This window comes from Roseburia sp. TF10-5 (assembly GCF_003462365.1).
GTDB lineage: Bacteria > Bacillota > Clostridia > Lachnospirales > Lachnospiraceae > Roseburia > Roseburia faecis.
Map to the genome: position 1 here is coordinate 1 of NZ_QTYW01000001.1, position 19,455 is coordinate 19,455.

Below are 19,455 nucleotides of genomic sequence, written 5' to 3' on the forward strand. Positions count from 1 at the left end.
ATAAAAGTAATAGATCACTTGGACCGTTATGGAGAGTGAATAGATTCCGAATGGCAGAGGAATGAAAATAATTGGAGATTGTGATGATGCTATCAATATCATATTATATTAATCCCAATACAAAAGCACTTACATGACTGATATATTTTGTGATTATAAAGAGTCGCATAATTAGCACGGTTCAAAAATAAGAGAAAGGTGGAAAGTTTATTATGAAAAAAAGATTATTGGCAGTTTTATTGGCGGTTGCTTCATGCATATGTGTGGTGTATTCACCGATAAATGCAAATGCACAGGAAATGAATTATGGTGTCAGTCATGAAGAAAGTTCTGACATATCTATTGAAGAATCAGATATAGATACGTCAATTTTTGACATAAATAATGCATATCCTGAAGTAGCACAAGTGGAAGATATTGAAGAAAATTATATTCCTAATGGTATAGATAGAGTATATGATGGAGAAAATTTAAAAGTACATATGACGGCTACTGTTTCAGAATCCGGGGAGAATGATAATACTGATCCAAATTATGCATATCTTGTAGAACACGGAGATGTTATTCATGGAGAATTAACGAAAACAAGTGAAATGAGATGGTATGGTTTTAGTCTTGAGCAAAGAAGTAAAGTTTCTATATTGTTGCAAACTGTTTCTAATGTTGATGCAGATATATATTTATTTGAGTTAGATCAGAATACATATAAATTAAATTTAGTGGGCGGCAGTGCTACATCAGAACTAGGTGTAAGTGAGTATTGTACGGAAGTCCTTGATAAAGGAATATATTATTTTGCGGTTAGTGCTTACGAAGGAAGTGGACAATACGCATTTGCATTTTATGCGACGTCGGATATAAATTATGAAGTTAATGATTCTAAAGCCACAGCAGCAGAAATAGGGGTAAATGATACTATTAAAGGAATTATAGATAATCCATTTGATAAAGATTATTATACTTTTACAATATCAGAACCTATGATAACTGAGCTTAATGTGAATGTAGGTACCTACAGCTTCGGCATAATTAAAGAGAACAGTTCAACAAGTGTTTATAAAATATCTGAAAAAGAAGATATGTATCAATTTGATGCGGGAAAATATTATCTGGTTGTTTATAGTACAGATGGAAAATATGATACAGATTACAGCATTAAATTAAAGAAAGTTGCTAATATTGCTAATGATACGAGCTCATTTTATTATATGATTAACGCAAAGGCAGGAATAGTATTCCAATCTGATGGATATGGAAGCAATATGTATGTAAATGGAAATACAATAGATTTGAGTTATTCTTACAATGTTGATGCATCTAATTCTGCTGGTACGCAGAGGTACAATATTACAATGACTAATCCGTCTGACCTTCGTGCAAAAATATATCAGAGCCAGTTTATGTTTGATGATGTTGAAGACGCGATATATTATGGAATGACAATGCCGGATACAGTAGATTATATCAAAGGCTCTAAAGGGGTTGGTCCAACAGGAAATGTATTGGAACTGTCTTTGTATTCTTCAAATTCGTTTTATAATATTCATTGCATATGTAGTGGAGCGTATGCTGCAAATCGTTATTATAAAGATTTAAATTTTGTCACTGTATTTATAAATCCAAATACTGGAAAGTTGGTTGATATTGAACACATTAATTATTTTTATGAATATGCAACTGGTTCTAATAGTATGACATTTACTAGACCATATAGCACTGCAACAAAGTATTATTATCCATATTATAATGGTGAAGAACCAACTACATGGTAAGGAGGTGCTGATATGAAAATATTTCAAACACCTTCTTACGATAGGTTTTGTTTATTCGAAATGGAAAGAAAGAGTAAAGATTTCAGAGGTATGGATGACAATGTTGCTTATAAAAATAAGCAGATAGACAATGTAGAAATATCGAATGAAGGAAGGCGGGCATTGCGGGAAAAATTAAGAGAAGTAAAGCCAAAAGTTGAGGAACCGATAGGATATGAATTAACAATACAAGATACAAATGAGGTTGAATGGGAACATTATACTTCAATGAGAGAATATAGTGGACTGACGTTAAAAGACGGAAAATACAATCTAGAAGATGTGATGAAGTCTATGATGGATGCTTATGAAACACGTTACAATTATATTGTGAAAGAACATGAGAATGGAGAACGTCAGGTTTCTTATGACCTCACAGGAGAAAATTCATTAACACTTGATGAAGATTTGGCAGGTTTAGACAGGGCATATAATAAGCGATTAGCAAATCTGGCGGGATATATTGTATGTCAGCAGACAAATGACGGTTCTAAATTCTTTCAAACAACTAATGTGAAGAAGAATACAGCAGAACAAAAAGAATATATAGATACTGCGGTATCCATGATGGAGAAAGCACAAAAAAGATTTTTAGAAATGCGTGAAGAACCGAAATACACAGCAGGAATTGCAAAGAGTGTAATTTGGGATATTATGAGTAGCGATAAGAACTTTATGGAAACGACTCAGAGGTTATTTGCTAAAACAATATATCACAATGCTTAAAAAAATATTTTCTAGAGACATGAAAGGCTGTTTAATGTTATAAGAGTAAACAATTTATTTAACGCATAGAAAGGTGGAAAATGAAATGAAAAAAAGCTTAAAAAGGTTTGTAGGAATGTTGGCAGTTGTTGCACTATGTTTAGGCATACTAAACATAAATGTAATTGATGCACAAGCGGCAACATCTATCACAGGTAACAATACAAGTTCAACTGCTTATAATTATGGTAGATGGTCATCAATAAATTCAAACTACGCAACTATTATTTTAGAGAGTGGACAAACAGAGTCTTGGTTGCAATTTACATTAAGTCCGGGCGAACACATTTATTTAAGAGCATCGTACCAAGAGGAATATGCAGGTGAATGGTTTGAAGTACAAAATGGGGTAGGAATAACACTGGGTACACCTCAGATGACACCTCAAAATGTTTATAACGCAGACAGTATTACACCAGATATATATTTGGACTGTGACAATGATTCAACATCTACAAGAAATTATTATTTAGTTTTACATAGAGGCAGCGTAGACATAAACAAAAGTATCTACTTTTCATTGTCAGCTTATGAAAGAATAAAGACATCATCAGTAAATGTTTCAATTTCTGGTACAGCATCTAATAAGGGAAATAGCAGTATTAGTATGTCAGGTGTAGATTCATCTGTTATATCGGTAAATTTAACTAATGATACGAAAATTCCTAACAAAGCTATAGTTACAAGGATTTCATCTTCTGGAACACAGTCTCCTAGTCAGGGAAACGTGCATCATATGGTTATGCCTGCAAGTAATGGTAATTGGTATACTTCAACGGTTTCCAGTGCAAGTAGTGGGCACTATAACATTGATATTGATGATGGTATACCTGTTAAGCAGAAATGGAGCTTCAAATATAATGCTCTTGCTACAGCTAAATCGACAATGAGAAATGTTAAACTAACGATAGAGTTTCAGTATGATTTGCATGATACGGATTATGAGACTTATATAAGGTAGGGGCTAAAGGTAGGGGCTAGTATGGTTACTGTAAATAATTATTACAACAACATACCAGTAGGCAGGGATTTAAATAATCTGCCAAACACTTCCAGTACTGGTACAACTGTAGGTTATCAATATGATGGACTTACCGAGGAAGATCGTTTCGTACAAAAAGTTTTGCAGGAGCATTATGATAAAGTGTACAAAGAAAATTTGTCTCATTCTGATCCAATGGCATATATCGAATCAAAATATTGTGATGTGACCTCACCTAATTTTTGCTCATATATGACAGAAGATCAGCGTTCCATAGCTTACCGCAATGAGAAAAGAATGTTACAAACAGGGGGAAAATATTCGGCTGGATTTGCCCGGTATGATTATGCATTAAGAAATTACAAGGATGTATATACAGGTGCTTCAAGAAGTACAGGTTATATACGCAATACTGACAAGGAAAAGCAATATGCAAGAAGTGTTGTAAATCAGCAAATTTCAAATCTGTTTTCAAAAAATGGAATATCATTATCAAAACAAGCAGATTTGACATTTTCTATTGATCCATATACATATCAATTAACTGTGTCAGGAAATGCAGATAGAGACACATTATCGCAGATAGAAAAATTGCTGAATGAAGGAGATAATGCAAAAAATATTTGGACGCATGCGTGGATTTGTATGCATGATTCAGACAATGAAATTGTTAATTCGCAAGCAAATAGGACAAAGGCGAACCAATATTCTTTATGGCATGAAGTGTATGAGACAACAGGGTATGATGCACGCAATGCGACATATAGAAATGGTACTTTTATTGCAGAGGATAGCACAGATTTACTTGCTTTGTTTAAGGAAAAGGCTAAAAATGGCGCAGGGTATGAACTTTATTCTAATAGATGGTTGGAATATGCTAAGAATGGCTGGAAAAAAGAAAATGATTTAGTATTGAAAATAGGATTTGACAGCAGTGGATTGTATGATATAGGGCAGGAAAGAGGGTATGGAGCAACGCAGAATATGTGGATGAAAAGTATTAGTCAAAGTATATTTGAAGCTAGCGTGTGATCAATATCATATTGATTCTGAGAGAAATCCAACATGTGGCATGGTTGGAAGGACTCCGAATAATGAAAGGAGATATGTTAATATGGCAGTTACAGGAATAGGAACATATGCGTCATATACGAATAGTTATGGCAATACACAAAATGCTGGAAACAAAACGGGCAGGACATATAAGAATGCCCATGAATATAAGAACTATTTAACACAAAAATACGATTGTTTACGAAGCAGGGATTATTCCGTAAATATAAACAGTTCTCTTTTGTCAGAGGCTATGGGAGATGAAAAGACAAAACAATGGTTGGAGTACAATTTATCGCTAATACCAAAAACAATAGAACAGTCAAGAGCTTATGTGGCAGCAAGAGGAGCAAAGATACTGAGTTATAGTATTACTATAAATGGATATGATAGCATGAGTTCTGTAATGTGTACTCAAGATGAAGTTGATCCGGGAACAGAAAAAGCAAGGAAAGAACTTGAAGAAAGACTCGAGAAAAGGAAAGAGGAAAAGAGAGCAGAGGAAAAGAAAACTGAAGACAAGATGGAAAAGGAAAGAAGTTCAAAAGATTTAGTGTCCGATTCAGATAATGAACTAAGAATATATAGTTTTGATCAAAAGATATAGTGATGCAATTAGCATTTCTATATAAAAAAGCAAGGAAGGAGGGAAGCATAATGAAGCTTGGAAAGAAGAATGCAATGGAAACGGGTACATTTATGGCATATGCTTGTTCATGCAATTGCTGGTGTGCTTGTACTTGTAACAACTGCCAGAGTATTGGAACTGCAAATGGAAGACAAGTTGCAAACAATACACAAAATTCAACTACGCAAGTTAAAAGTAAAGGTTCTTTATTGTTACTTGCTTAGAACATGAATTATTCCAACAAGGTAGGGCTTTACTGTGTTCAGTAAAGCCCTGCTGCACTATTTACGCAAGGAGAAGTATATATGACTAAATCAAAACCTAATATACATATTTTAGAACTATACAACAGTTATTATATGTATGATGCTGGAACAAACGCTATATTTTCTATTACAAAAGAAATGTGTAGGTTTCTTATGGCTATTTTGAATAGTAATGGAGAAATCGAAGTTGGTGATGAATTAAAAGAAGAAATTGAATATTTAAAAGAATCAGGCTGCCTGAAACCGGTTGATGAAAAAATAGTCGTTGAACATGGGGAAATATCTTTATTGGAAAGTTTATATGAAAATAATTTAAATACGATTATTTTGCAGGTTACACAAAACTGCAACTTGAGATGTCAATATTGTGTTTATTCAGGAAGTTATATAAACAGAGTACATAACAATAAGAGAATGTCAGTCGAAGTTGCTAAGCAGGCTATTGATTTTTTGGTAAAACATTCAGAAAATAGCAAAGAAATATCCATTGGATTTTATGGTGGAGAGCCATTGCTGGAAGTTCCACTGATAAGAGAAGTGGTAGATTATGCAGAGGGGGTGTTTAGTGGGAAAAAACTTCTTTTTAATATGACGACAAATGCCACTTTATTAAATATCGAAACGGCAAAGTATCTTTATGAGAAAAAATTTAATGTTACAATAAGTTTAGACGGACCAAAAGCAACACATGACAGTAATCGTATATTCGCTAACAGCAATAAAGGGACATTTGATGCGGTAATGCAGAATTTGGAATTGATAAGGAAAGAATTACCGGGATTTATAAAAAATATAGGATTTAATGCTGTGATAGATTTAAAGCAAAATGTGGCTTGCTCAAGTGAATTTTTTTTGAATTATGAAACTGTTAAGGGAATAAATGTGGCTTCAAATTATATAAATCCGATTAGCAAGAAGGATGAAGAGCCGATTAATCCTGAACTAATAGCCATATCATATTATGAAATATTTAAAACATATTTATATGCTTGCAATAAGGAAATTTTTTCGAATTATAAGCCTACTTTATATAGTAGCGAAGTAGCATCGTTGAAGCAAATTGTTAAAGATAGATTTGTCGGATTGCAAACATATCAGGGGAAAATCAGTCCGGGAGGACAATGTCTGCCAGGTATACAGCGTTTCTTTGTTACAGTGGACGGAAAATTTTTTCCATGTGAAAGAGTAGATGAGGAATCGAGTGAATTATGTATAGGAGATCTAAAAAATGGATTTGATTTAGAAAATGCGAAAAAAATTTTGAATGTGGCGAAGATAACGGAAAAAGAATGCAGGGAATGTTGGTGCTACAAAATGTGTTCTCAATGTGTGGCAAAAGCTGGCGAGAATGGAAAGATAGAAGCAGCCAATCGTTTGAAATGGTGCAAACAATCGAGGGAAAATGCAGAAGAATACATAAAAAATTATATTGTCCTAAAAAATTTTGGCTGTAAATTTGAGGAAGGAGAAGCATAAGAGATGAACGTTGTTATTTATCCATATTCGATTGAACATAGCTATATTAAAGAGTATAAAAAATTATTTAGATACAATATTATCTGTTTTATGTGTTATGGTAATATTTTACCGATAAATAATCAAAATGATAATGATAATGATGATTACTGTACTTTTACTGATTTGGTGGACGGAAAAATTAGTTTTGATGATTTTGACACTTTTTGCATTATTGACAAAGTTCCAGATGAAAATGAACTATATAAAATAGTGGAATTTGTATGTTCTAATGGAAAAAATATCATATGCGTAGAAGAAGAATATCTTGATCAGATTGAAAAAATTTGCAAGAGGTACAATGTGAAATTGTTGCAATGCAATTATGAAACAATAGAAACACCTGAAAAAAAATGGAACTATGATTCAGAGATAATAGGGATTGATATACCGGTTGTTGCAGTAATGGGAATTGGTCAGAATGTGCAAAAATTTGATTTACAACTGTATCTTAGAAGTAGATTTATTGACAAGGGCTATAAAGTAAGTCAGATAGGGACGAAAAAAATAAGTGGACTGTTTGGTTTACATCCATTGCCAGACTTTTTATTTAATACACAATATTCAGATGTTGATAAAGTGTATGCGTTTAACAGAGTTATGAAGGATGTTTCTATGCAGGAAAAGCCAGATGTTATTCTGTTAGGAATTCCAGACTCATTACTTCCATTAAATAATAAGCATCGTTTTAGCTTTGGATTGTATGCGTATGAAATATTTAATGCGGTTCAACCAGATTTTGTCATAACATCGCTGATGGCTAATGATGGATATAATGATGAATTTTATTCTGAAATTTCAAAAATGGCAAAGTATAAATATAATGTAAATATAGATGCTTATTTTGTTTCACAATTTTGTCCGTTGTCTAATTCAATCTGGTCAGAAAAATTGAGTTATGTATATTTGCCGCGGATGGAACTTCCTAAAACAGAGTATAAGGTTTATACAACCAGCGACTTAAATAATGATATTTTATTCAAACAGGCAGAAAAAAAGTTATTATTATATGGAAAATATGAACAGTATTAAAGGAGAAAGTGATGGAAAAGGACGCAATAGAAAAATGGATTGAAGAATATATTGAAAATACAATCCATATCACAGTGGATAAAAAAATCAGTTTGCTTGATCCGAGAAATGGAATGTTACCAAGAGATTTATTACAGCTTTATTTTGCTGTTGAGAGTTATTTTGGAATAAAATTTGAAGAACGAAATGTCATAGATGAAAGATTTGATTATTTATGCAATATGGTTGATGCAATACAGGAAAAATTAAAAAAGATTAGAACTGAGATAAATACCTATGAATAAATTAAAGATTGCAGTATTGGATAATGGTGCAGATGAAAAAATACTTGCATTATGTGGGCTGCCCGATATAATTCAGCAGAACAAAGGAAATATCAGTGATGAGGAGGATTTGTTTCTGCATGGGACAAATTGTGCCATGATCATAGGGCTTAATTGTGCCGACGCAGAATTATACAGTTATAAACTGCTTGATAATACAGGAAAAGGAAATGTGGATGATCTGAAATCAGCGTTTGACTGGTGTCTGATGAACAATATAAGACTTGTCAATCTGAGTTTTGGAACTACACATTTTAAGGACAAAGGAATAATTCGGCAGTTGGTAAATCAATATGCCAATAAGGGACTTATCATAATTGCGGCAACTGCTAATAGTGGGTATACGGCTTTTCCGGCATCCTTTTCAAATGTTATCGGAGTAAAAGCAAAAGATACATTTAACATTGATGCGGAAGGTTTGCGGGATAAAGGTGTGGATTTTGCAGCTCCATCGGAACACAAAATCTGGTTTGGAGGAAACGATATAACGCTTCAGAAAAGTAACAGCTATGCGGCACCTTATGTAACAGCAATGGCTGGAAGGTTAATGATGGAACAGTCATGGATCAATAATGTATGGCAGATTAAGAAGCATTTATACCAGAAATTCAGGGGAAAATGTGTACAATATATTCCGGATTGGATAGAAAAAGGATGGATTGCCGGAAAGGTATTAAAGAGTAAGGCAGAGGTTTATTTTGAGGTAGCTGCAAAGGAAGAAGCAGACACTGTAATTTTGTATGATAAAAATGAGTTTAATGAATACAGGGAGAAGCACATTGTGTATCTTGGCAATGAAATAGCAGAGCAGCCGGATACACAGTGCTTTTTCTGGAGCAGAAGAAACAGAAAAGAACAGATCTTATGTTCAAGGATAAAGAAGGAGAATATTAATATACCTGTCATACTTTTAAAAAGTGGTAAAGAACAGGATCAGATATGGTGGCTTACGGAATTAAGAAAGAGTTTTGAAGCGGAGGGCTATAATGCGTATGCTATTTCCACTGAACAGGAGAGCGTATTGTATGATTTAGAATATATCCCTTTTGCTGTTGATGAAAATATAAGTAATAAGATTGGTGATTTCCTGTATTGGCAGACTTATTACAACCAGTCTGATTTGATTATTTGTGGAATACAGGAAAAAGAAAGTATCGGTGTGGAAGCCGATATATTTGTAAGAATAGAAAATGGGAAGAAGCAGACAGGAATACAAATTTATTGCGACAAAATAAAAAAGACGCAGATGTGTTTTGGAACCCTCGGAGAGCAGCAGATAAAGGAAGTATATGATTGTCTGCTTACAATCCTGACGGAGGATGAAGATGGGGAATAAAGAAGCAGTAAAGAAACTGCTGGGAATGTTAAAGGGGTATAGAAAAATAATTGCTCTGATTATTGCATGTCTGCTCATTTCAACAGGATTGAATATGTGTATCCCGTTACTAAGCAGGGGGATTATGGATTATGGTTTCATAGGCGGAGATAAAGAACTGCTTATAAAACAGGTAATAGGTTCACTGCTTATCTATATGATGATAGCAGTTATTGATATTATAAAAGAAAAGAAGCGGGTAGATATATCTGCGAATATACAATATTCTTTATCGGAACAGTCATTTCAACATCTGATGAGGATAAAAGCAAACTATTTCAGCAGTAAAAATTATGCGGAAATCCTAAATAACATAAATATAGATATAGGAAATATGACTTCTGTTGCAGATGAGGGTGTGTTTTTTGTTGTCACTCAGGCATTCAGTATGGTAGGTGGAATTATCGGACTTTTTATCTTAGATTACAGAATGACACTCATGGTACTTCTTTTTATTCCGGTAAAAGCGGTTATTATGAAACATTTTGCAAAGAAGCGAAAAAGAATCATGGACGAGTTTATTACAGAAAGCGAAAAATATGCCGGATGGTTTGGAGATACTGTTGGCGGTGTAAGGGAAGTAAAGCTTTTTGGAATACAGGAAAATAAGAGAGCCGAATTTGCTGACAGACAGCTTTCTGTAATCAATAAACAGAAAAAGATGAATATGCTTGCCCAGTGGAACGGCATAACGGATAACATTATCGTACATCTGCTGACCAGCTTGATATATATTATTGGCGCAAATCTTGTTTTTGATATGCAGCTTTCAGTAGGCAGTGTGTTTGCGTTTATTACATATAGTGCGTATGTGACAGGACCTATTTCAGCAATACTCAATATCGGGTATCTTTTGTCAGGAATTATTCCTTCAACAAAGCGGTATTATGAGTTTATGGCACTTGAAGAAGAAAAGGAAAATGAGGAGGGCATGACCGAGCCTTGCTTCGGTGATCTGGAATTACAGAATCTTTCTTTTTCATATGAAAAGGATAAAGCGGTACTGTCCGATATTAATATTGCTTTTCCAAAGGGAAGTAAAACGGTGCTGATTGGTCGGAATGGTTCGGGAAAAAGTACACTGATAAGTCTGTTGCTGCAATTATACCAACCTACAGGCGGAAAAATAACATTAAATGGTATAGATATTTCGGAGTTTGTTTTGAGAGAATACAGAAATATGGTATCTGTAGTAAGCCAGGAGATCTATCTGTTCAATTCATCTATCAGGGATAATATCTGTATGTATAAAAATATAGATGATAAGACAATTATGGAAGCCTGTAAAGATAGTGGACTTGCTGATTTTATTTCTGAGGTGTCATTGGATTATGTGGTAGGACAGAATGGGGCAATGCTTTCCGGAGGACAGAAACAGAAAATTGCACTGGCAAGGGCATTGGTGCATAACAGTCCGGTTATTATATTTGATGAAGCCACATCTAATACAGATGTGTATTCTGAACATCAGATTAACGGACTGCTCCATACGAAACTGAAAGAAAAGACGGTCATAATCATTACCCACAAACAGGAGATATTAAAAGAAGCAGATCAGATTATCATGCTGAAAGATGGTGCTGTTGTTGGAAGTGGAGTCTATGATGATTTGTCAAAAGATAATCTGGAATTTAAAAATATGCTGAAAATGGGAGAAAAATATTGAATAATACATTGCCATGAATTGACAGGAGATAGTAAAATCTGCAAAGTATTACACGAAAATGGCAAATGGTTACAGATTGCCAGACACCATAATAATTTCTGATATAATGCGATAAGTCAGAAAGGATGATGGGGCTATGGGGAAAAGAGAGCACATATACAAAATTATTGCAGAGAATATCAGAAAAGAACGAAGAAGGCTTGGAATTACGCAGGCAGAGCTTGCAGAACGGGCGGATGTATCATTGGATACTATCAAAAGTGTTGAAAATGGCAGAAGGGCAATGAGTCTTGATACATATTTGAATATTGTTCATGCATTGGAGTCATCGCCTATGGTTCTGATGAGCCAGCAGCACCCTAAGAAGCACATTGAGCGTTTTGCATTTATGATGAATCGGTGCGACGAAAGAAAAATAGAATTTGCATTACATATGATTGAACAAATATTAAGAGGACAGGAAGATTATCTGAGTGAATAGACGGGTAGTTATCCTGTTCTTTGTCTATGACTCTTTTGCAAATTTTTCAGCGAGATGGTATATGATTTCTTCAATGGTGGGAGTTTCATTTTCACATGGAAAGTCTGTCCAGAAGCGTTGCATTTGTGGATCAGGGCTTTTTAAAGCAATGGAAACTGCCCGCCCAATTTCCTGTTGGACTTCTTCTTTTGTGATTCCTTCTTTTTCGGCAATGATTTTCAAATATTTATCAACAGAGTATGTGTTTTTATCATTCATAGTGTTGTTGTGAATCCTTTCTGAAAAGGGTATCTGCGGGCAAATTGTCAGGTGATTGAATTGTCCCGGTTGAATACCATAAAAGTAAAACAGATAATCCGTTCTATATTACATAATAACCTTGAGAGCTGTTTTCTATGCAGATTATGGCTATTTTCTATTCTATCATATACATACGGCATGGTGCATACACGCACCATATCATTATAGGACACTCTTGCGTAGAATACAAGGAGGAGGTCTTTGTAATGATAGTATATGACAGGTTATGGATTACACTCAAGAAGAAAAATATTAGCCAGTATGCACTAATTAAAGATTATGGAATAGATAAAGCACAGTTACAGCGATTGCGAAAGAATATGGTCGTAAAAACGGTAATCCTTAACAGATTATGTTCCATACTTGATTGTAAGATAGAGGACATCATGGAGTTTGTGCCGGATGAGGATATTAAGTAAAGAGATATTTCCAAAATGTAATGAGAGTTTGGAAATATCTCTTTTTTTAATCTGCGAATATTTATATTCTTGGTATATTAAGGTGTACAATATTCCATTTGAAATAGCTGGTTTAGTCACTCTGACAAAAGATTCGCTTACGGTACAATGAATACAGCTTAAGCAAATATATAAGGTGCCGGAAAAGAGTGGAAGGTGTACTACGATATTGTTAATAGTGGAGAAAGAATAAAAGAGTTGCGTGCGGCAAGAAGAATGACAAGACAGCAGCTTGCCGAGCAGATTGGATTGTCAGTGGATGCTCTGCGGAAAATTGAAGCTGGTGTAAATGGAGCAAAAATAGATACGTTGATTAGTATTGCTGAACTTGTGGAAGCGTTTGTATCAGAAATTGTATTTACTGATAACAATATAGAAGTAAAGCTTCTGTATGATGATTTCCTCAAGGAATTGCTTGATGTGGCAGAAGAGAGAGAGGTGGGCAGCAATGGATAAGACGGTAGTACTTTATATGAGATTATCGGATGAAGATGACAATTTGGCTGCTCATGAGGAAAGTAACAGTATTTCCCATCAGCGAAAGCTGATGCTTGACCATATTCAGAAACTGCCGGAACTAAAGGACTGCAATATCATTGAATTTGCAGATGACGGATATTCCGGAGCAGACTTTAACAGACCTGATTTTGTGAAAATGATGGAGCTGGTAAAGGCTGGTAAGATTCAGGTGATTGTGACGAAGGATTACAGCAGACTTGGACGAGATTATCTGGAAGTCGGTAACTATATGGAATGTATTTTTCCAGTTCTTCAGGTAAGATATATCAGCGTGAATGATAGTTATGATTCTGCAAACAGCTTTGGTTCAACCGGAGGTATGAGTGTTGCACTGAAAAACCTTGTGAATGCATTGTATTGTAAAGATGCATCCAAAAAGGTAAGAGCAGCTAAGGCAGTGTTTGCTAAGCAGGGAAAATACATTGCTGCATTTGCTCCTTTTGGATATCAGAAGAGTGAAGATGATAAGCATATGCTAGTGCCTGATCCCGTAACGGCACCTGTTGTCCGGCTGATATTTGAACTAGCTACGAAAGGAATGAAATATACCGAGATAGCCAATTATCTGAATGACAATGGATATGACAGTATATTTGAACATTACCAAAAGTTGGGTGTCAGGAGATGCTATGAGAGGGATATTGGTGAGCATATGTGGAGTCCCAGCACCGTTATGGGGATTCTGTACAATGAAGTCTATATTGGTTCTGTAATCAACAATAAAACAGCCGATAACATTGATACCGGTCATCAGGTTGTGCAGAGAGATAAAGAGGACTGGATAATTGTTGAAAACTGTCACGAACCATTGGTGTCTGTGGAAGATTTTAAGCTTGCTCATAAGATGATAGCCAGACGTGAAAAATCGCCGAGAAAGCCCAATGGCAAGTGGCGTAAGTCATATCTTCGCTGCGGAGTGTGTGGCAAGGGGCTTAATAAATATGGAAATGGTTCTTCATATAGGTGTCGTGAAGGTCATGTATCACGTATTCGTGGTGAAGAAATAGAACAGGCTGTTTTGGATGTGGCTAGAAAAATGGCAGTAGTCCGGTTGGAAGAGTTTGAGATACAGATGAATAAAGACGCTTCTTCTGATGATATCGGACAGGAAATAGAATCATTAAAGAAAGCAAAAGCACATTATGCGAAACTAAAGTTTGAGATTTATGATGATTATACTAGGACAAACATAACCCGTGAGCAGATGGCAAAAAAGACTGCTGAAGTAAAAAATAAAATAGCAGAGCTTGATAAAATGATAGCTGAAAAACAGGAGCTGTTTGATCTTCAGAAGGATTTGTTTGTTGATGCAAAACAGGAGCAATTGACAAAGCTCAGCAAGCTTGATAAGTTTGATGAAGATGTAATCCGAAATATCATAGACTATGTGCTCATATACGATAACGAGCATATAGAAATCAAATGGAACTTTGATGACTTTCACATTGAATAATGGTATAATGTTAGCGTTAGTAAGGCATTATATCGAAAAGAAGTAATACTGGGGAATCTTGCTAAAGGTTCCCCAATATTTTTGAAAAAATAATTTTTTTTGTTTCTTACTTGACACGGGCAGAAGCTCATCACGCAGTTTCACCAGTTTTAAAACGAGTTATTCAGTATTTTACGCCTGATTTTTTGATTGGTCTTACAGCAACAGATCAACGACCAGACAAAAAGAAGTTGGAGACAATATTTGGTAATTATAAGACAGGCTTATCTTTGGTTGATGCGATGAAAAAGAAAATTGTTGCAGAGGCAAATGTATGTCGTATTGAAACCAATCTGGATTTGAGTCATATTCGATTCAATGGCAAAGATTATATTAATGCTGATTTGGAAAAGAGTATTTGTGTAAAGTCCAGAAATGAATTGATTGCAGATGTGTTATACAACTATTTTTCGGAAGGAAAAGCTGGGCAGTTGCAGGGAGTCGTGTTTTGTGTAAATACAAATCATGCACAGGAGATGGAGCGTATTTTAAATGTGAAAGGTCTTTCGGCAAAGGCATATACCAGAAAAACAAAAAATCCAGATGAAGTTATGCAGCAGTTTCGAGAGAAAAAAATACGTTTTTTGTGTGCTTGTGAAATGATTTCGGAGGGATGGGATTATCCGGAACTTGGAATTCTGGTAATGGCGCGTCCAACACTTTCCAAGGTTCTTTATATGCAGCAGGTTGGCAGAGGACTTCGACGAACAAATACAAAAACAAATGTGTTTGTTATTGATGTGGTAGATGAGTATGGTGCCATGGCAAAACCGTGTTCCATGCATTCAATTTTTTCTAATCCATTTTACACTGCATTTGGAAGTATTTTAAAAAGAGATTATTCCGTGGGAGATATGATAGAAGTAGATGGTCTGCATGAAACAGTAGAACGTATTGTGCAGGTGGACATTGAAACTTTCGAAGAAAAATATGGTGATTACTTAAATCAGGAACAGCTGGCGAGAGAATTTTATTTAAGTACGGGAACTATTACCAGCTGGGTTACCAAAGGAAAAATTTCTCCGGATGAAATGATTACTTTTGGAAGTAGAAAAATTTATCTTTTTGCACCAGAACATGTGAAGCAGATTCGTGAGGAAAATAATATTCCAGAACATACAGAGGAAACGATCAAAACGGACTTCTTTGATTTCCTGGAAGAACGTGATTACAGTCTTTCTTACAAGATGCCGTTTCTTCTTTCATTCCTAAAAAATATGAATGAAATTGGAGATGCAAAAATTGATAATGTGCTCACAGATTATATTGCTTTTTACCAAGACAGGATTGATAAGGGACTTCCGGTAGATCGGTCAAGTTGTCCATATAATGCAGAACGATTGAAAGATCGGAAATATATTAAAAGCAATATGCTGACAAATCCTTTTGAAAAATTTGAGCGTAAACGGTTCCTGTATTATTCAAAGGATTTGAATGTGATTTCTATGAATCATGCGCTTTTTATTAAAATGAGTAAGCAAGATTTTGAAAAAGTGAAGATGCAGATGGAAGAGGATTTGGAGAAGTATTACGGTAGTTTATAGTGATAATTTTGTGTAAGTTCACGAAATAAAGGAGGCTATAAAAATGGCTAATGAGGAAAGAGAATTATATAAGTTTGTGAATGATTCAAAATACAGAGATAAGGTAATTGCCAAAATTCATAAGAACGATGATAATGCATACAACAAAAGAATCAAGCAAATTGAAAAAGAGAGAGATGTCCTCTCAAAAAGCAGGACGAAAGAAATTATTAGAATTGCCAATGCCAGATGGGAAAAATTAGCTGATGGAAAAATTATGGTAAATAGAACTGAAGGTAAAATTCAAATTAATAATTCTATCGCCTTATTTTCAAGTATCCAAGGGGCTGAATTGAACATGATGGTAGGAAGTCGTATTGTTACAACTGAAAATACGCAAACAACATCAAAAAAACATGCTTCCTTAGGTGGTGCTGTTGCAGGAGGATTGATTCTTGGACCAGTTGGAGCAGTAGTTGGAGGTGTAGGTCTAGGTAAAACCAAGGGAAAAACAACAGGAACGACAGTATCTAATCAGATTCCAACATGTACTCATTTAGGTGTTATGGTTAATATTGATGGATTTGTTTCTGAGGTTATATTGATAGCAAATCAGGTGGATCAATCGAGCTTTTCCTTTTCGAAAGCTCAAAGTGATGCTCAAAATATTATTGCGCAGTTAGGAGTTCTATCTAAAACACCTGTGCCAACTCAATTCTTAAAGCCAGAGGAGGAATCATCAGTAAGGGCAATTGATAGTCAGATCAATAACAAACAGATGGAACTTCAGCAGGCGATTAGCGACAAACCTACATATACGATTCCTGCTATGTACAGAACCAATGAACAAAGTGGAATGTCTGATGAGGAATATCTACAATATTTATATAATACTGATGCACAGAGAACGGCGAAAAGGACTGCTGATGAAGCTGCATTTAAAAAGGAACAGGCTGAGCGTAAGGCTGCTGAAAAAGCTAAGAAAGCAGAGAGACGAATCGTAAGGCGACATCAGAGAGCACAGAATATGGCTGATGCAGATTATGCAGGTAAGATAAAAAAAGTTGGTTTGGTAATATATAAGATAATATTTTGGGCATTTTCTATTTTTATGTTGTTTTTTGCTATCGTTTCATTTTCAAGTTCTGGAATATTAAGTGGAATTTTGTTTGTAATTACGGCAGTTATGATTAATCCTTTTGCGGAAGAACTTATTGGGAAAAAAGTATTTAGCATACCTAAGTGGGGTGCGATTGTTATACTTATCGTTGGCTTTTTTGCTGGTGTTTTAACATTTCCACAGTAAATGAGGCAACTGATTTCGACAGCATATACAAAGGTGGTGATCTCATGTTAACAAATGACAATAATGTCAGGCGCAATGACTTATCATTACGCCTAAAATACATAGGTATCAAAACCAGAATATTTAAAATAGCTCCCTTTAAGTATGTGATTTTATGTTCCAATATACCAGACGATTTTGAAAAAATAAAGACATATTTTGATCGCTCCATAAGGTATGTTACTTTGCAGATATCATTATCGGATCAGGTGCCGGAACATTATATAGAGGAACTCTCTCCAATTGATATGGAACATCCGGTGGATGATTTTCGGGCAACAGCGAGGACCAGAGCTGAGATAGAAGAATATATTTATGGAAGATACCATGATTTTGACATTAGAAAAATTGTTCCGAGTGAAGGCGGCATAAATTTTCATATGGATATTTATGTTGGAAGTGATGTGAGTGACAAACAGATCGCAAGGTTGCAAAAGGAACTGACAGAAGTTGACTTTGGAACGGATCAGATTCAGGTACTTCGTACAACGGACCCTCCGGAAGATAAAACAAAATTAAATCCGCAGGACAGTGTTATGTGGTTAAATACGAACAAGAGTTATCCGTTTACAGTTGCTGAGACAGATTTCTGGTATGACAATATAGAGGCAATTTATGATGGCTCTGTAAAGAGAAAGGATTTATCTTTTTGCAGAGATGGAGAACTGAAATGCTTTGTGAATGCGTCTGTTTTTCCAGTGATCAATCTACGCAGCCTTTTATTATTATATGATACGGTGTATCTTGCTTTGCCAATTGAAAATTTTTTGGATGAGTTTTTGGAAATGCAGGGCATGAAAAAGAAAGAGCTGGTTCAACTTGTTTCAATGGGGAAAGTAGTTCTTTTGTTAGGAAATGATGAGACGAGGTATGATCGGCAGGTTATTTTGGATGCTTACAAAGAGTCACCGGATTCTGTAATTGGAAGAAGAGCTATGAATGCGATGATGATTGCACAGTTGGTTGAGATGAAAAATCAGTATGCTGCCAATTATCCGATGGCTTATGAGATGGCATCGCAACTTGCAAAATATGGAAATCAGAAACAGGATGAAGTGGCACTTCATATATCAGAACTGTTGGCATGGCCATATAGAGTAGTGGGAGAAAGTTTTGGCATTTTGCAAAATTCGAGTCCTATGGCAGTCAGTAATTTCGGCATTAATCAGTTGGCATATAATTTTTTCAGAGAGCATGATCAGAAGAGTGCAATTGAATTTGAATTTATTTCAAAGGCGGAATCGGCACATTTAGCCATGGCTTTGGATGCAACATATTTTCCGTTTCGTGCAGAAAATGATAATAAAATATATACGGATGAGGCAGAGACTTCTATGATGGAAGGAATGATGAAGGTATATTGGTATGCACCAGAGCAAGTGAAGCGGATGCAGTCGATTTGGAATACAAATTATACGGAAAGAAATATGCTGGAATTCTTTGACACAAAAGAAAATATTGATATTTTGCGTACTGCAAACATGGCAGACAAGTACCAGACACCTATGAAGTTCCGGGCTATTTTGGAAAATCTGGAGAAGATGGAAGAAACAGATCGAAGACAAAAGATTCGGGAGTATAATAATATTTTGGCAGAGGCTTCGGAACGAACTGCGAAATCGACAAGTATTGTCGATTTCATGCTTGGAACTACCGGTTTCTTAAATTTTGGATCTTATTTGAATACGATACTGAATTTGCTCGGATTACTGAAAGGCGTTCCAGATATGATGCCAGGTGCAACGGAGCGAAAGGATTTGCAAAAATTCCGTTCGATTGCAAAAGAACTGGGCACAGATAATCCAGAGAAAACAGGAGAGGAAGTTTATCTTCTTGATCGTATTTCTCCAGTGGCTAATTTAAGATAAAAAGTAATTTATGCAGACTCTTTGCATAGATGGATTAGAACCATTCCGGAAGG

19 protein-coding genes are annotated in these 19,455 nt (G+C 35.2%); 18 read left to right on the forward strand and 1 reads right to left on the reverse strand.

Going from position 1 to position 19,455, the window contains the following annotated elements; translation table 11 throughout:
• The first annotated feature begins 212 nt into the window (after positions 1-212).
• The 12 genes from DXD06_RS00005 to DXD06_RS00060 all read left to right on the forward strand — a co-directional run bounded on the left by DXD06_RS00005 (position 213) and on the right by DXD06_RS00060 (position 11,897).
• Positions 213-1,772, forward strand: coding sequence for a hypothetical protein (locus DXD06_RS00005; protein WP_117830155.1), 1,560 nt, complete (start codon positions 213-215; stop codon positions 1,770-1,772).
• Between the two features lie 12 nt (positions 1,773-1,784).
• Positions 1,785-2,537, forward strand: a complete 753-nt coding sequence (locus DXD06_RS00010) for a hypothetical protein (protein WP_117830157.1) — start codon at positions 1,785-1,787, stop codon at positions 2,535-2,537.
• Between the two features lie 85 nt (positions 2,538-2,622).
• Positions 2,623-3,537, forward strand: coding sequence for a hypothetical protein (locus tag DXD06_RS00015; protein ID WP_243000803.1), 915 nt, complete (start codon positions 2,623-2,625; stop codon positions 3,535-3,537).
• Between the two features lie 21 nt (positions 3,538-3,558).
• Positions 3,559-4,590 (forward strand): DUF4885 family protein, encoded by a 1,032-nt coding sequence (locus DXD06_RS00020; RefSeq protein WP_117830160.1) that lies wholly within the window; start codon positions 3,559-3,561, stop codon positions 4,588-4,590.
• Between the two features lie 82 nt (positions 4,591-4,672).
• On the forward strand, positions 4,673-5,218 hold the full coding sequence (locus tag DXD06_RS00025; protein WP_243000804.1) for a DUF6033 family protein: 546 nt from the start codon (positions 4,673-4,675) through the stop codon (positions 5,216-5,218).
• 50 nt (positions 5,219-5,268) lie between these two features.
• Complete coding sequence (locus DXD06_RS00030; RefSeq protein ID WP_158569445.1) at positions 5,269-5,463, forward strand: CLI_3235 family bacteriocin precursor; 195 nt, start codon at positions 5,269-5,271, stop codon at positions 5,461-5,463.
• A gap of 81 nt (positions 5,464-5,544) precedes the next feature.
• Positions 5,545-6,981 carry a Cys-rich peptide radical SAM maturase CcpM gene (gene ccpM / locus DXD06_RS00035; protein ID WP_117830164.1) on the forward strand — a complete coding sequence of 479 codons (1,437 nt, stop codon included), beginning with the start codon at positions 5,545-5,547 and terminating at the stop codon, positions 6,979-6,981.
• Positions 6,982-6,984: 3 nt separating this feature from the next.
• The gene (locus DXD06_RS00040; RefSeq protein ID WP_117830167.1) at positions 6,985-8,052 is read left to right on the forward strand and encodes a TIGR04066 family peptide maturation system protein; all 1,068 of its coding nucleotides are present in this window, start codon (positions 6,985-6,987) and stop codon (positions 8,050-8,052) included.
• An 11-nt stretch (positions 8,053-8,063) separates the two neighbouring features.
• A complete protein-coding gene (locus DXD06_RS00045; protein WP_117830169.1) occupies positions 8,064-8,336 on the forward strand; it encodes a hypothetical protein in 273 nt (90 codons plus the stop codon).
• Positions 8,329-9,711: a S8 family serine peptidase gene (locus DXD06_RS00050; RefSeq protein ID WP_117830171.1), complete on the forward strand. Its 1,383-nt coding sequence runs from the start codon at positions 8,329-8,331 to the stop codon at positions 9,709-9,711. Before DXD06_RS00045 ends, DXD06_RS00050 begins: the two co-directional genes overlap by 8 nt.
• Complete coding sequence (locus tag DXD06_RS00055; RefSeq protein ID WP_117830173.1) at positions 9,701-11,416, forward strand: ABC transporter ATP-binding protein; 1,716 nt, start codon at positions 9,701-9,703, stop codon at positions 11,414-11,416. The genes DXD06_RS00050 and DXD06_RS00055 overlap by 11 nt, the downstream gene beginning before the upstream one ends.
• A 136-nt stretch (positions 11,417-11,552) precedes the next feature.
• Positions 11,553-11,897: a helix-turn-helix domain-containing protein gene (locus DXD06_RS00060; RefSeq protein ID WP_117830175.1), complete on the forward strand. Its 345-nt coding sequence runs from the start codon at positions 11,553-11,555 to the stop codon at positions 11,895-11,897.
• A 24-nt stretch (positions 11,898-11,921) separates the two neighbouring features.
• Here the strand turns inward: DXD06_RS00060 and DXD06_RS00065 are convergent, their stop codons facing one another.
• A complete protein-coding gene (locus DXD06_RS00065; RefSeq protein ID WP_055195970.1) occupies positions 11,922-12,155 on the reverse strand; it encodes a hypothetical protein in 234 nt (77 codons plus the stop codon).
• Between the two features lie 248 nt (positions 12,156-12,403).
• On the opposite strand from DXD06_RS00065, the gene DXD06_RS00070 reads away from it, so the two are divergent.
• The 6 genes from DXD06_RS00070 to DXD06_RS00095 all read left to right on the forward strand — a co-directional run bounded on the left by DXD06_RS00070 (position 12,404) and on the right by DXD06_RS00095 (position 19,402).
• Positions 12,404-12,616 (forward strand): helix-turn-helix domain-containing protein, encoded by a 213-nt coding sequence (locus DXD06_RS00070; protein ID WP_014081251.1) that lies wholly within the window; start codon positions 12,404-12,406, stop codon positions 12,614-12,616.
• A gap of 195 nt (positions 12,617-12,811) precedes the next feature.
• On the forward strand, positions 12,812-13,111 hold the full coding sequence (locus tag DXD06_RS17355; protein WP_243000805.1) for a helix-turn-helix domain-containing protein: 300 nt from the start codon (positions 12,812-12,814) through the stop codon (positions 13,109-13,111).
• The gene (locus DXD06_RS00080) at positions 13,104-14,627 is read left to right on the forward strand and encodes a recombinase family protein (protein ID WP_158569446.1); all 1,524 of its coding nucleotides are present in this window, start codon (positions 13,104-13,106) and stop codon (positions 14,625-14,627) included. The genes DXD06_RS17355 and DXD06_RS00080 overlap by 8 nt, the downstream gene beginning before the upstream one ends.
• Positions 14,628-14,908: 281 nt before the next feature.
• Complete coding sequence (locus DXD06_RS00085) at positions 14,909-16,210, forward strand: DEAD/DEAH box helicase (RefSeq protein WP_147343594.1); 1,302 nt, start codon at positions 14,909-14,911, stop codon at positions 16,208-16,210.
• A 43-nt stretch (positions 16,211-16,253) separates the two neighbouring features.
• Entirely contained in the window at positions 16,254-17,495 is a 1,242-nt protein-coding gene (locus tag DXD06_RS00090) for a hypothetical protein (RefSeq protein ID WP_117830183.1), read from the forward strand.
• A 224-nt stretch (positions 17,496-17,719) separates the two neighbouring features.
• Positions 17,720-19,402 carry a hypothetical protein gene (locus tag DXD06_RS00095; protein WP_117830185.1) on the forward strand — a complete coding sequence of 561 codons (1,683 nt, stop codon included), beginning with the start codon at positions 17,720-17,722 and terminating at the stop codon, positions 19,400-19,402.
• Positions 19,403-19,455 lie beyond the last annotated feature (53 nt).